Origin of the sequence: Pseudomonas sp. XK-1 (genome assembly GCF_038069885.1) — a bacterium.
In the GTDB taxonomy this organism is placed as follows: Bacteria; Pseudomonadota; Gammaproteobacteria; order Pseudomonadales; family Pseudomonadaceae; genus Aquipseudomonas.
Map to the genome: position 1 here is coordinate 500,563 of NZ_JBBPES010000004.1, position 12,299 is coordinate 512,861.

At 63.8% G+C, this 12,299-nt stretch carries 9 protein-coding genes; 1 reads left to right on the top strand and 8 read right to left on the bottom strand.

Annotation, left to right across the window (positions count from 1 at the left end; all coding sequences use genetic code 11):
• Nucleotides 1–241 precede the first annotated feature (241 nt).
• Nucleotides 242–1,726, bottom strand: a complete 1,485-nt coding sequence (putP, locus tag WMW70_RS13450) for a sodium/proline symporter PutP (RefSeq protein WP_341437994.1) — start codon at nucleotides 1,724–1,726, stop codon at nucleotides 242–244.
• Between the two features lie 145 nt (nucleotides 1,727–1,871).
• Nucleotides 1,872–5,048: a bifunctional proline dehydrogenase/L-glutamate gamma-semialdehyde dehydrogenase PutA gene (gene putA, locus WMW70_RS13455; RefSeq protein WP_341437995.1), complete on the bottom strand. Its 3,177-nt coding sequence runs from the start codon at nucleotides 5,046–5,048 to the stop codon at nucleotides 1,872–1,874.
• A 289-nt stretch (nucleotides 5,049–5,337) separates the two neighbouring features.
• On the opposite strand from putA, the gene WMW70_RS13460 reads away from it, so the two are divergent.
• Nucleotides 5,338–6,570, top strand: coding sequence for a DUF3422 domain-containing protein (locus WMW70_RS13460; protein WP_341437996.1), 1,233 nt, complete (start codon nucleotides 5,338–5,340; stop codon nucleotides 6,568–6,570).
• A gap of 16 nt (nucleotides 6,571–6,586) precedes the next feature.
• Here the strand turns inward: WMW70_RS13460 and WMW70_RS13465 are convergent, their stop codons facing one another.
• The 6 genes from WMW70_RS13465 to WMW70_RS13490 all read right to left on the bottom strand — a co-directional run bounded on the left by WMW70_RS13465 (nucleotide 6,587) and on the right by WMW70_RS13490 (nucleotide 12,166).
• Complete coding sequence (locus tag WMW70_RS13465) at nucleotides 6,587–6,859, bottom strand: type II toxin-antitoxin system HicA family toxin (protein ID WP_341437997.1); 273 nt, start codon at nucleotides 6,857–6,859, stop codon at nucleotides 6,587–6,589.
• Between the two features lie 78 nt (nucleotides 6,860–6,937).
• Complete coding sequence (locus tag WMW70_RS13470; RefSeq protein WP_341437998.1) at nucleotides 6,938–7,357, bottom strand: group I truncated hemoglobin; 420 nt, start codon at nucleotides 7,355–7,357, stop codon at nucleotides 6,938–6,940.
• 2 nt (nucleotides 7,358–7,359) lie between these two features.
• A complete protein-coding gene (locus WMW70_RS13475; protein ID WP_341437999.1) occupies nucleotides 7,360–8,211 on the bottom strand; it encodes a DUF3034 family protein in 852 nt (283 codons plus the stop codon).
• The gene (locus tag WMW70_RS13480) at nucleotides 8,208–10,547 is read right to left on the bottom strand and encodes a putative bifunctional diguanylate cyclase/phosphodiesterase (RefSeq protein WP_341438000.1); all 2,340 of its coding nucleotides are present in this window, start codon (nucleotides 10,545–10,547) and stop codon (nucleotides 8,208–8,210) included. The genes WMW70_RS13475 and WMW70_RS13480 overlap by 4 nt, the downstream gene beginning before the upstream one ends.
• Complete coding sequence (locus tag WMW70_RS13485) at nucleotides 10,534–11,220, bottom strand: methylamine utilization protein (protein ID WP_341438001.1); 687 nt, start codon at nucleotides 11,218–11,220, stop codon at nucleotides 10,534–10,536. The genes WMW70_RS13480 and WMW70_RS13485 overlap by 14 nt, the downstream gene beginning before the upstream one ends.
• Nucleotides 11,221–11,413: 193 nt before the next feature.
• Nucleotides 11,414–12,166: a helix-turn-helix transcriptional regulator gene (locus tag WMW70_RS13490; protein WP_341438002.1), complete on the bottom strand. Its 753-nt coding sequence runs from the start codon at nucleotides 12,164–12,166 to the stop codon at nucleotides 11,414–11,416.
• Nucleotides 12,167–12,299 lie beyond the last annotated feature (133 nt).

Genomic DNA, 12,299 nt, shown 5'->3' on the forward strand with positions numbered 1-12,299 from the left:
GCATGCACTGCACGAAGCGACAGCTTCGCTCCGGCAATGTGTCTTGTCAGGAATAGCAGGCCACTGCAGCACCCGCATGACCACTGATCCACTCAGGCAAAAAAAACCGGCCCAACACCAAAGGTGTGGGCCGGCGAAGCACTATCGGGTCGTCGTGGGGCCCGGGCCGGGCATCAGCATAAAATCCTGGCTCGGGAACCACACCTGCAGACGACCGACTGCAGATGTGGGTGAAACCTGATCAGGCCAGCTTGCGCTCGACATCGTCGAACTGGGTCTGCAGCGCGGCTTCCGGTTCTTCGGTGAGCAGGCTGACCACGATGATGGCGACAATCGCCAGGATAAAGCCGGGGATGATCTCGTACAGGTCGAAGATACCGCCGGACAGCTGCTTCCAGATCACCACGGTCAGGCCGCCGAGGACGATACCGGCCAGGGCACCGTTACGGTTCATGCGCTTCCAGTACAGCGACAGCAGGATGGCCGGGCCGAAAGCGGCACCGAAGCCAGCCCAGGCGTAGGACACCAGACCCAACACGGTGTTATCCGGGTTCAAGGCCAGCACCAGGGCGATGACGGCGATCAGCACCACCGCGCCACGACCGATCCATACCAGTTCGGCGTCGCCGGCATCCTTCTTGAGGATGGCCTTGTAGAAGTCTTCAGCCAGGGCCGAGGAGCTGACCAGCAGTTGCGAGTCGGCGGTGGACATGATCGCAGCCAGCACGGCGGCCATCAGGATACCGGCCACTACCGGGTGGAATAGGCTGTTGACCAGCACCATGAACACGGTTTCGGCGTCAGCCAGGTCGGTGTCCAGATAACCCACGGCAACCCAGCCGATGGCCAGTGCGGCAACCAGGGTCAGGGCGGTCCAGCTCACGGCGATGCGACGGGCAGTCGGCATGTCCTTGTCGTCGGAGATCGCCTTGAAGCGCGCCAGGATATGCGGCTGACCGAAGTAGCCCAGGCCCCAGCCCAGCAGCGAGAGGATGGCGATGATGCCCAGCGGTTGCCCCTTGGCGTCATTGAAGAAGGTCAGCAGCTCCGGGTTCTTGGCTGCAATGGCCACATGTGCGGCGTCGATGCCGCCCACGGCATTGAGGGCGAAGACCGGCACCAGCACCAGCGCGGCGGCCATCAACAGGCCCTGCACCACGTCGGTCCAGGCCACCGCAAGGAAGCCGCCGAACAGGGTGTAGGACACCACGGCCAGGGTGCCGATCACCACGGCGACCGTATAGCTCAGGCCGAACACGGTTTCGAACAGCTTGCCGGAGGCCACCAGACCGGAGCTGGTATAGAAGAGGAAGAAGGTCAGAATGATCAACGCCGAGACCACACGCAGGGCGCGGGATTTGTCGTTGAAGCGGTTTTCGAAGTAGGCCGGCATGGTCACCGAGTCCTTGGCGGTATGCGAGTACACGCGCAGACGCTGGGCGACGAACAGCCAGTTCAGCCAGGTGCCTGCCAGCAGGCCAATGGCGATCCAGCTGGCCTCGAAGCCAGCCACCAGGGCATAGCCCGGCAGACCCAGCAGCAGCCAGCCGCTCATGTCCGAAGCACCGGCCGACAAGGCAGCGGTGGTCGGGCCGATGGAGCGGCCGCCAAGAATGTAATCGGACAAGTTGCTGGTACGACGGTAGGCCACCAGGCCCAACCACAACATCAGTACCAGGTAGACCACGAAGGTCACCCCTACAACAAAAACGTTCTGCTCGTTCATCTTGTTGTTCTCGTGTTGGCACGGCTCGGGCCGTGACTCTAGTTTTAAGCGGCCACGGTATGTGGCCACTGACTTGAAACCGCAGGCCTTGCGCACGCAGGCCAGTGGCGGAGCAGGCGTTGTAAGCCCGCCCCTTAACTACGGGTTATTCGTCGCCCAGCGACAGCAGCGAAGCGTTGCCGCCCACTGCGGTGGTGTTGATCGAGGTGGTGCGCTCGTTGGCGAACCGCAGCAGGTAGCTCGGCCCGCCGGCTTTCGGCCCGGTACCGGACAGGCCGCAGCCGCCGAAGGGTTGCACGCCGACCACGGCACCGATCTGGTTGCGGTTGACATAGAGGTTGCCGACCCGCGCCAGTTCCTCGATGCGCCGTGCGGTTTCCTCGTTGCGGCTGTGCACGCCGAGGGTCAGACCGAAGCCGGTGCCGTTGATCGCGGCCACCACCTGCTCCAGTTCGCGGGCTTCGAAACGCACCACATGGAGGATGGGACCGAAGTTTTCCTTCTTCAGTTCATGGATGCCGCCGATCTCGAAGGCCACCGGCGCGACGAAGTGACCGTCCAGGCCGGCCGGCAGTGCGGCTTCGGCAATCAGCTTGCCCTCGGCCTTGAGCTGGGCGATATGGGCCAGCAGGCCGTCCCGGGCCTCGGCGTCGATCACCGGGCCGACATCGCTTTCACGCAGATGGGTCGGGCCGACCTTGAGTTCGGCCATCGCGCCCTTGAGCAGATCCAGCACCCGCTCGGCGATGTCGTTCTGCACATAGAGCACACGCAGGGCCGAGCAACGCTGGCCGGCGCTGGTAAAGGCGGATTGCACGGCATCCTTGACCACCTGCTCGGGCAGCGCGGTGGAGTCGACGATCATCGCGTTCTGCCCGCCGGTTTCGGCGATCAGCGCGGCAATCGGGCCGGCCTTCTCGGCCAGCTGACGGTTGATGATGCGCGCGGTATCGGTGGAGCCGGTAAAGCACACGCCGGCAACCCGGGCATCACGACAGAACACGCCGCCCAGGGTGGCACCGTCGCCAGGCAGGAAGGCGATGACATCCTGCGGCAGACCGGCTTCGAACATCAGTTCCAGAGCGCGAGCGGCGATCAGGCTGGTCTGCTCGGCCGGCTTGGCCAGCACGCAGTTGCCGGCCACCAGAGCGGCGGCAATCTGGCCCAGGTAGATGGCCAGGGGGAAGTTCCACGGGCTGACGCAGACGAAAATACCGCGGCCTTCATGGAACAGCTCGTTGCGCTCGCCGGTGGGGCCCACCAGCTCTTCGCGGCCCAGACGCAGGCGCGCCTGCTGGGCGTAGTAACGGCAGAAATCCACGGCCTCGCGCACTTCGTCGATGCCGTCCTGCATGGACTTACCGGCTTCCACGGTGCACAGCGCCATCAGCTCGGCGCGGTTGACTTCGAGCAGATCGGCCAGGCGCTCGAGGATGCTGGCACGGCTGTCGATGGCGGTGGCATTCCAGCGCGGCCAGGCGGCGTGCAGGGCATCCAGCGCCTGGGCAGCCTGGGCGGCGCTGGCAAAATCGACACTGCCGACCTGCTTGCTCAGCTCATAGGGACAGTGCACGGCGGTGGCAGTACCACTCAGGCGCTGGCCGTTGATGACCGGGGCGGCCTGCCATTGACGGGACAGGTGCGGCTGATAGGCGAGCTCCAGCTCACTCCACGAAGTGTGAATGTTCATATTGAGGCCTTGGGAATTTTTCCGCGCAGGGCCAAACAACGCCGGCGGAAGAGGGATTTTGTCATTACCGAGGGTTTTGAACTTGCGCAGTTGCGTCACCGGGTGATCGAGAAGGGACTCCACCGGCACACTGGGGTCGACCAACTGGTGGACGAACGAGGAGTTCGCGCCGTTTTCCAGCAGGCGCCGCACCAGGTAGGGCAGCAGATCCTTGTGCGCACCGACCGGGGCATAGATGCGCACGGTCTTGGCGTGCTTTTCCAGTACGGTGTCGTACAGCGCATCGCCCATGCCATGCAGGCGCTGGAACTCGAACTCGCGCGGCTGCGGGTGCTCGGCGGCAATCGCCAGGATGCAGCTGACGGTGTGGGCGTTATGGCTGGCAAACTGTGGGTAGATCACCCCGCGGGTGAACTCCGAGAGCAGGTAACGGGCACAGGCCAGATAGGAGGTGTCGGTGCCTTCCTTGCGGGTGAATACCGGGTAGCCGTCCAGGCCCTGAACCTGGCACTGCTTGATCTCGGTGTCCCAGTAGGCACCCTTGACCAGACGCAGCGGCATCTTCTCGCCCAGCTCCTTGCCCAGCAGGGTCAGCCATACCAGCACCGGCAGGCAGCGCTTGGAATAGGCCTGCACCACCAGACCGAACTCGCCCCAGCCCTTGAGGGCCGGATCGCGCATCAGCTTTTCATAGAGCTCCAGGGACAGCTCGAGGCGATCGGCCTCTTCGGCGTCCACCGAAATACCCACGCCCAGCTTGCGCGCCCGCACCGCCAGTTCCAGCACGTTGGCGAACAGCTCGGTCAACACGCGCTCGCGCTGAGCCACTTCATAGCGTGGGTGCAGGGCGGACAGCTTGATCGAGATAGACGGCTTCGGGCCCGGGCCGACCTGCGGCTCGGCACCGACGGTGTCGATGGCCTTGCGGTAGTCGGCCATGTACTTCTCGGCATCGGCTTGTGTAAGAGCCGCCTCGCCGAGCATATCGAAGGAGTAGGTGTAGCCTTTTTCGCGCTCGCCACGGCCATTCTTCAGCGCCTCGGCGATATTGCGGCCAAGCACGAACTGCTTGCCCATCAGCTTCATGGCCTGGTTCATGGCAGCGCGGATCACCGGCTCGCCGGAGCGCTTGATCAGCTTGCCGAGGACGTTTTTTGGCCGGCCATCGGCGGTTTCCGGATCGACCACCTTGCCGGTCATCACCAGGCCCCAAGCGGCGAAGTTGACCAGCACGCTGTCGCTCTGGCCGAGGTGACGTTCCCACTCGGCGGCACTGAGCTTGTCGCGGATCAGCGCATCGGCGGTGGCGGCGTCGGGTACACGCAGCAGAGCCTCGGCCAGGCACATGAGCATCAGCCCTTCCTGGGTGTCGAGGCTGTACTGACGAAGAAGTGCGTCGAGGGTATCGACGGCGTTGTCCCGGCTACGTACGTCCTGAATCAGGGTACGGGCACCGCGGCTGATGGCCGCAATGCCGGTCTCGCCGGGGTCGGCGAGCTGCAAGAGCTCAGTGAGATAGGCTGCCTCGTCAACGCTGTAGTTGGCGCTGATGACAGGGAAAAAATCGGCGGCCTTGGCGGCAGAGATCCGGTTAAGGAACTCGTCCTGCAAGACGTGACTGGCTTTAAACATCACGCCCATCCTCTTGTGGAGACTGTTTGTTATGGGTCTAGCGCAACATGGCTGGTCTGACCAATGACAACTGGGCCAAAACCCGCGCACTGCGCCAGTGGATGGACGAATTTAGTTGCAGAACCATGACCGCTTCTTGCTGAAAGCTCTGGAGTTTTTGCGAAATACTCCAGGCCCTGGAACTAATCGCGAACGCTTGTTTGAATAACCGCCCAAGCTCGGCCATCTGGTGACACCGGCCGCCCCGGCTACGTCACTGCTGCATTCCTTACGGCCGCGCTGACCTACCATGCATCCGCAACGAACCGCCCTGCACAACGAACTGCACGCCCGCCCCTCGCTGTATTTCAACGAGCCGGCCCATGTCTTTCATATCGCCCTGCTCGATCAGGATGAAGTCGGCAGTGCCATCATCGCGGCGCTGCCGCACAGCGCCGAACAACCCCAGCCCAATGGCAGCGCCCAGGGCCTGAGCCAGTTAGCGGGTTGTGCGCTGAAATGGGAGCGGCATGCCGAGTTCTTCACCCTGACCCTGGTCCAGCCCAAGCAGGCGGGCGGCGAATTCTGGCCCGCCCTGCCCCAGGCCCTGCAGGCGCTGATCGAGCCGCACCAGGGGCTGATCATCAATGCGCTGCAGATCCTGGTGGAGGCCGAGCAGCAGTGGCAAGGCCACAGCGCCCGCTACGGCTTCAAGGACCCTGCCGGCTCGCATGTCGGCGGCGGCGATGCCACGGTGTGGAGCGACTTTCGTCTCTGCGAGAACGGCCTCAACCGTATCCTGCTGGTCAACCGCAGGCTCAACGCTTACCGCCTGAGACGCATGATCCGCCGCCTGCTGGAGATCGAGACCTACCGCATGATGGCCTCGCTGACCCTGCCGGTGGCCCAGGACGTCGACCGCCAGCTCAAGGCCTACGACCAGCAACTGGCCAGCCTGTCCGCACGCAACGCCGCGCCCGACACCAGCAACCCCAAGCAGCTGCTCGGCGATATCGCCCTGCTGTCGGCCAACCTGGTGCGCGCCACCGCCGTCCACCGCCAGCGTTTCAGCGCCGCCGAGGCTTATGCGCAACTGGTGTTCGAACGCATCGGCGAACTGCACGAGAGCCATGTCGGCGACTGCCAGCGCCTGGGGATCTTTATCGAGCGGCGCTTCAAGCCCACGGTGCGCTATTGCGCGGTGACCGAACAGCGCCTGCTGCGCCTGGGCCAGAGCGTGGCCAACCTGGGCGAGCTGCTGCAGACCCGGGTGCAGGTGGAGGTGGAAGAACAGAACTCGGCGATCCTGCGCAGCCTCAACAGCCGCGCCAACACCCAGATCAAGATCCAGAAGGCGGTGGAGGGCCTGTCGATCATCGCCATCAGCTATTACCTGCTGAGCCTGTTCAAACTCGGCGTCGAGGGCGCGCATAGCCTGGGTATCGGCCTGTCGCCGCAACTGGCCGCGCTGCTACTGGGCCCCCTGGCCCTGCTGATTATCGGTGCTATCGCCTTGCGCATCCGCAAGGCCAGGCGTCATTAGGGCAACGGCGCACGGGCTATTTGCCCTCGTAGGCGGCCAGGGTGACACCCGCCTGGGCCAGGCATTCGCGCAGGTGCTTGATCTCCTGCTTGCTGCACTCATTGCTGTTGTGCGGGTGATGCAGAAAGAACTCATGCTGGTTGAGCACCACGCGAAAGCGCGCCCCCAGAACAGGTTCGACAGTGGCCCCCAGGTGATGCAGCAGCGACTCGACCTCGCGCCAGTGGATATTGCTGGGCAAGGCACCCTGGAAGATCGAATGCAGCAGGTTCTGATGCTTGTGGCTCATGGCGACACCCTCGCTGACTGGCCGATTACTTCCAGCATAGCCAAGCGCGGGCCCGAACCCTTCGCCACCGCAGTCAGGTCAGCGATCGATAATCTGTTCGCGCATTGGGGCCAAGCGCGCCAACAGACGGTTCTGAGCGGTAATGGCTACACCCTGGTCGGTCATCGCCGCCTGCAGGTTTTCCACCAGGGCGTTGAAGTCGCTTGGGGTGAGGTCCAAGCCGGTATGGCTCTCCTCCATGCTGTCGCCGGTGTAGGTGCAGGGCCCGCCGGCCTCCATGCAAAACTGCTCCACCAGCTTGTCGCGCAGGCGCTGGATATCAACATCCTCGAAGTGCTGGACGATGCGCGTGTCACTGGCGATCTTCAGCAGCATGCCCTCCACCACCGCTTCGATGCCAGCCTGCTCGCCCAGGGCGCGGTACAGGCTGTCATCCTTGGGCGGTTGCTGAGCGCAGGCGCTGAGCGCCAGCAGCAGGGCAATGATCAGCAGGCGCATGCTTAGAAACTCCCCTGAATGGACAGATAAACGCCATCCTGATTATCCAGGCTGGCGATTTCGCCCAGGCGGGCATAGGCCAGCACCACGGCCAGGTGCTTGTTGGGGAAGTAGCCGACAAACAGGTCGGCCCAGTCGCTTTCACCGGCAAAGCTCAAATTGTCCGGCTTCTCGCGGTATTCCGCACCCAGGGCCCAGTGCGGGTTGAACAGTACCGCGATTGAGCCTTCCTTGAGCACTGAGTGACGATCACGACGATCACCGCCAAAACCCAGCAGGCCCAGTTCGTTGGCCCGGCTGTAGCGCAGGCCAGCATTGAGCAGCAGGTTGTAGCCGAAGGCACCGCCGAGGATCAGCCGACTGGCAGTCAGATAGCCTTCGGTATCCGAGCTGCGCTGCGCACCCACCAGACTGGGAATCAGAAAATCACGTTGACGCTTGTGCTGCAGGCCCAGGGATACCTGAGGCAGCGTGTCGTAGATCAGGTCGCCGAACAGGCGCACCTTGAGGCCGAAGATATCCTGGCTGAGGCTGTTCTCCGGCAGATTCAGGTTGCGCGCCAGGGTGCCCAGATCGAAGCGCTGGCGGCCATAGGACAACTCGATGCGGTTATCGAACGAGGCGGCAATACCGGCCACATCCAGGCGGTAGTCGCCGGTCTCGACCCGTGTGGCGAATACATCCGCGCCCCATTCGCCGCGCTCACCATAACCGGCCAGCACCGCCCAGGGGGTGATGCCACCGCCGGCAGCGCCCTCGAGGCTGCTGGCACCACCAGTGGCCAACAGGCGGCCATCGGCCAGGCTCAGACTGGAGAACAGGCCAAGGCCAAGCAGGCTGAGGAATCGCTTCATGATTGCACCTCGCGACTGCTTGCTTCGCGGTATTGCTCCAACCAGCTTTCAAAAGCCTTGGCCGCCAGGGGCCGGCTGATCAGATAGCCCTGGGCGGTGTCGCAGCGCCAACGCTCAAGCAGGTGCAGGCAACGCTCGTACTCCACCCCCTCGGCCACCACCTTGAGGCCCAGGCTGTGGCTCATGTCGATGGTGGAGCGGACGATCACCGAGTCTTCGCTGGCTTCGTCCAGATCGCGGATAAACGACTGGTCGATCTTCAATTCCTGCACCGGCATGCGCTTAAGCTGAGCCAGGGAGGAGTAGCCCGTGCCGAAGTCGTCCACCGACAGGCTGATGCCCAGCCCATGAAGCTCGTGCAAGACCTGCAGAGCCAGCTCGGGGTTGAGCATCATGCCGCTTTCGGTGATTTCGAAAACCAGTTGCTCGGCCGGCACCTTGTAATGCTTCAGCAGCTTGGCCACCCGCTGCGACAGTTGTGGGTCGATCAGATCGGCGGTGGAGATATTCAACGACACCTGCACCCGCAGATCGCGGGCGCTCCACTCGCGCAGTTGACGCATCACCTCTTCAATCACCCAGTTGGTCAGCAGTTGGATGCTGCCGGTGTGCTCGGCCAGGGGGATAAACTCTCCCGGCGAGACCATGCCCAGCTGGGGGTGCTGCCAACGCAGCAACGCCTCAGCCTGACGCACCCGGCCAGCGGCGATATCCAGCTTGGGCTGGTAGTGCAGCAGCAGCTCGCCACTTTCCGGGGCGCGGCGCAGATCGCGGATCAGCAGCATCTGCCGCTGCCGGGCATCGTCACGGCCGCGCTGATACAACTGCATGCGCCCCGGCTGTTGGGCGGCGTCCTGCATGGCAATGCCGGCACGACGCAGCAGGTCCTCGGCATTGTCGCCATCGCCAGGGAAGGCGGCGATGCCGAAGCGGCAGTCCAGGGCCACCTCCTGGGTATTGATGCGCAGCGGCTTGAGCAGCAGTTGCTGAAGTTTGTCGGCGATACCCACGGCACTGTCACTGTCACAGTTGTCCAGCAACAGCAGAAACTCGTCCGCCACCAACCGTGCCAGACTGTCTCCGGGGCGCAGTATGCCCTGCAGGCGCTGCCCCAACTGCTGCAAGACCCGATCACCACCCTCCTGACCGAGGCTGTCGTTGACTGTGCGGAAGTTGCCAATGCCGATATGGATCAGCGCGGTGCTACGCCCAGCGGTGATGGCGCTGCCCAGCCGCTCCAGTGCCAGGGTGCGATTGGGCAGCCCGGTGAGGGCATCATGCAAGGCGTTGTGCGCCAGCTGCCGCTCGCGCTCGGCGATCCCCGTCTGCATGCTTTGCAGGGCCTTGGCCAGGCTGCCCAGCTCATCGCTGCGCTGCATGGCAATCGGCACCTGATAGTCGCCCTGCCCCACCCGTTCGGCCACCGCCGCCAGTTGCTGCACCGGCTGCGACACATTGCGCGCCAGCAACAGCGCACCGCCCAGGGACGCCAGCAAGGCCGCCAGGGCAATCAGCAGGATATTGCGATCCAGCCCGGCGAAGGCCTGTTCGGCCTGGGTCAGGGACTTGTGCAACATTGCCTGGACGGTAAAGCCTTCACCCTCGGCCAGCAACAGGCGCTGGCCCAGGTACTGCTGATCGGCCAGGGTCTGCACCTGATCGAAGGACGGAGCCGACAATACGGCCTGCAATTGCTGGCGCTGCGGCCCACTCAGGGTGCTGATCCAGATATCCGCCTGATTTGGCTGACTGGCTACCAGCGTCAGGTCCAGATGGGTCAGTTCGCGCAACTCAGTAGCAAAGGCTTCATCCACCTGAAAGCCCATCATCACTCGGGCAATCGGTAGGGGAGCATTGACCGTGGCCTGCACAAGCAGATAGAGGCGTGCGCCCATGGGCATCAGAAACACCGCCACGCCTTCACGCTGGCGCTGCATCATCTGCATGCTCAGCCATTGCGCGGTCTGCGAGCTGATCTGGCGGTCGGTACTGACCTCAAGGCTGCCATCCAGATCGAGCATCATCACCGCTCCGGCATTGATCCGCGCGCCGTGGTTGGCCAGGGCAGAGCGGATGGTGTCGCTATCGCCGCTGGCCACAGCGTCCTTGAAGCCGAAATCGGCCACCAGCACCTGCACCGCGTCGTGCAGCTGGCGCCCGCGCACTTCCAGCAGTTGCTGAAACACCAGGCTGCCGACCTCCAGCTGCTCGCGCGCCTGGGCCCGCACCGCAGCGTTGGTGGCCGTCTGCACCGCGACATACAGCGCGGCGATCACCACCAGCAGCAACAACACCAGTACGCTGGCGATCCTCCCCTGGAAACTATTGCGCAGCATCGCGAGCCTTCTTGAATGCATCACCAAAGGCACTCTGCGGTGCACGAGCCGGGGCGACCTCGGCGGGCTGCACGGCCAGGCTAAAGCGCTGCTGACTGCCCGCCTCGCCAAGCTGCAGTTCACCTCCAGGCTGGCTCAGCATGTCGACCAGCTGCGGGTGCCAGAGGCTGACCTGATAACGCCCCGCTGGCAGCCCGTCGAGCTGCACGCGGCCCTGCTCGTCGCTGACGGCAAACCAGGGATCATCGGTGACATAAACATAACCCAGCATCCAGTCATGAATATTGCAGCCCAGCGCCACCACCCCCGGGGTATCGAACAGCACCGGCTCACTGGGCGTGCCTTTGTACAGGCGCAGCTCAAAACGCTTGGCCGGAGAGAAGGAATAGACGTGATGACGGATATCGTCGCTATTGGGGAAGCTCACCGCAACGCCGGTGCGCACCGCCAGTACATGGGGCATAAATTGCTGGGCCCGTTGATCCATCACCCCTGGCGCGGCAGGTTGCGCGCTGCCCGGGGAGCCCTGCAGCGTCAGTACGGCGTTGGCCAGGGGCTGACCCGCAAGATCGACCAGCTCTGCCTGCAAGCTGGCAGCCCATAGTGGGGGTGCCAAGAGTGAGGCAAAAACCAACAGGGCAGTGCGTAACGGAAAACAACCAGGCTTACTCATATACAGTGCTCACTAGGGGCGCAGCTCGGGTCCCGCCGATGACGAGACATCCAAGCACTTCGTGCGCCGACGCCATGCAGCTTAGCCGGGCGACTGCGGAACTGCATCCAGGTAATAGCGCCCAATCTCTTTTGACCGGGTGCAAGCCAGAGATAGCAGGCCCGGAGGAGCGGCAGGAATATGTTGCGGAGTCTTACTCGGCACCGCGCAGGCGCTTAGGCGTCAGCCCCAGATAACGACGCATGGCCGTGGTCAGGGCGCTCTGGCTGGAGAAACCGCATTCTTCGGCGATGCGGATCAACGGCAAGGCGCTTTCGCGCAACAGCCTGGCGGCGCGGTCCAGCCGGGTTTTCAGCAGATACTGGTGCGGTGTCAGGCCCACACTGTCCTTGAACTGGGCATGAAAATGACTGGGGCTGAGGCAGGCCACCTGGGCCAGTTCGGCGACACTGATGCGCCGCGCCAGGTGCTCGCCGATATAGCCGTCAAGACGCTCCAGGTTCAGCGGCCCCAGCACCCGCGCATGCTGTTCGCCGAACAGGCGCAGGTGCAGGGCACGCAGCAGAACGCCGCCCAGGGCACGGGCCAGCATGGGATCGGAACCGTAGCGCTCCAGTTCGGCCCCGGCGTAGTTCAGCAGGTTCTGGAAATCGGCATCCAGCTGCGGGTAACGCGGGGTTTCAAACAGGTGGGTCAGCAGCTCCAGGTCTTCGCTGGAGGTACCCTGCTCGTTCAGGTCGATGATCAACATGCGATTATCGCCGATGCCAGCGAACTGATGGTCGGCGTCGCCCGGCACCAGGCAGGCACGCATGCGGCACACCTCGCCGCCCCGACCATTGACCTCGAATTCCGCGCGCCCAGCCAGCGACAACACCAACTGATGGTGGTCGTGGGTATGTTCGTGAGCCTGATCATCCAGGCGCAACAGACGGGCTTTGAGCATCGCTAGGGCAATCCGCGGTGGGGTGGTGGCACTTTAACCAGTTGCGCGATCGGCCGTAACCCCCACCGACCAGCGGCTGGCGGGGATGGCGGGCGGGCGCTGCGGATGGTCGGGGGCGAGCGCCAGGGCTCAC

Coding starts and splice junctions, on each gene's coding strand:
- putP (WP_341437994.1), bottom strand. CDS start 1,726: ATGAACGAGCAGAACGTTTTTGTTGTAGGGGTGACCTTCGTGGTCTAC.
- putA (WP_341437995.1), bottom strand. CDS start 5,048: ATGTTTAAAGCCAGTCACGTCTTGCAGGACGAGTTCCTTAACCGGATC.
- WMW70_RS13460 (WP_341437996.1), top strand. CDS start 5,338: ATGCATCCGCAACGAACCGCCCTGCACAACGAACTGCACGCCCGCCCC.
- WMW70_RS13465 (WP_341437997.1), bottom strand. CDS start 6,859: ATGAGCCACAAGCATCAGAACCTGCTGCATTCGATCTTCCAGGGTGCC.
- WMW70_RS13470 (WP_341437998.1), bottom strand. CDS start 7,357: ATGCGCCTGCTGATCATTGCCCTGCTGCTGGCGCTCAGCGCCTGCGCT.
- WMW70_RS13475 (WP_341437999.1), bottom strand. CDS start 8,211: ATGAAGCGATTCCTCAGCCTGCTTGGCCTTGGCCTGTTCTCCAGTCTG.
- WMW70_RS13480 (WP_341438000.1), bottom strand. CDS start 10,547: ATGCTGCGCAATAGTTTCCAGGGGAGGATCGCCAGCGTACTGGTGTTG.
- WMW70_RS13485 (WP_341438001.1), bottom strand. CDS start 11,220: ATGAGTAAGCCTGGTTGTTTTCCGTTACGCACTGCCCTGTTGGTTTTT.
- WMW70_RS13490 (WP_341438002.1), bottom strand. CDS start 12,166: ATGCTCAAAGCCCGTCTGTTGCGCCTGGATGATCAGGCTCACGAACAT.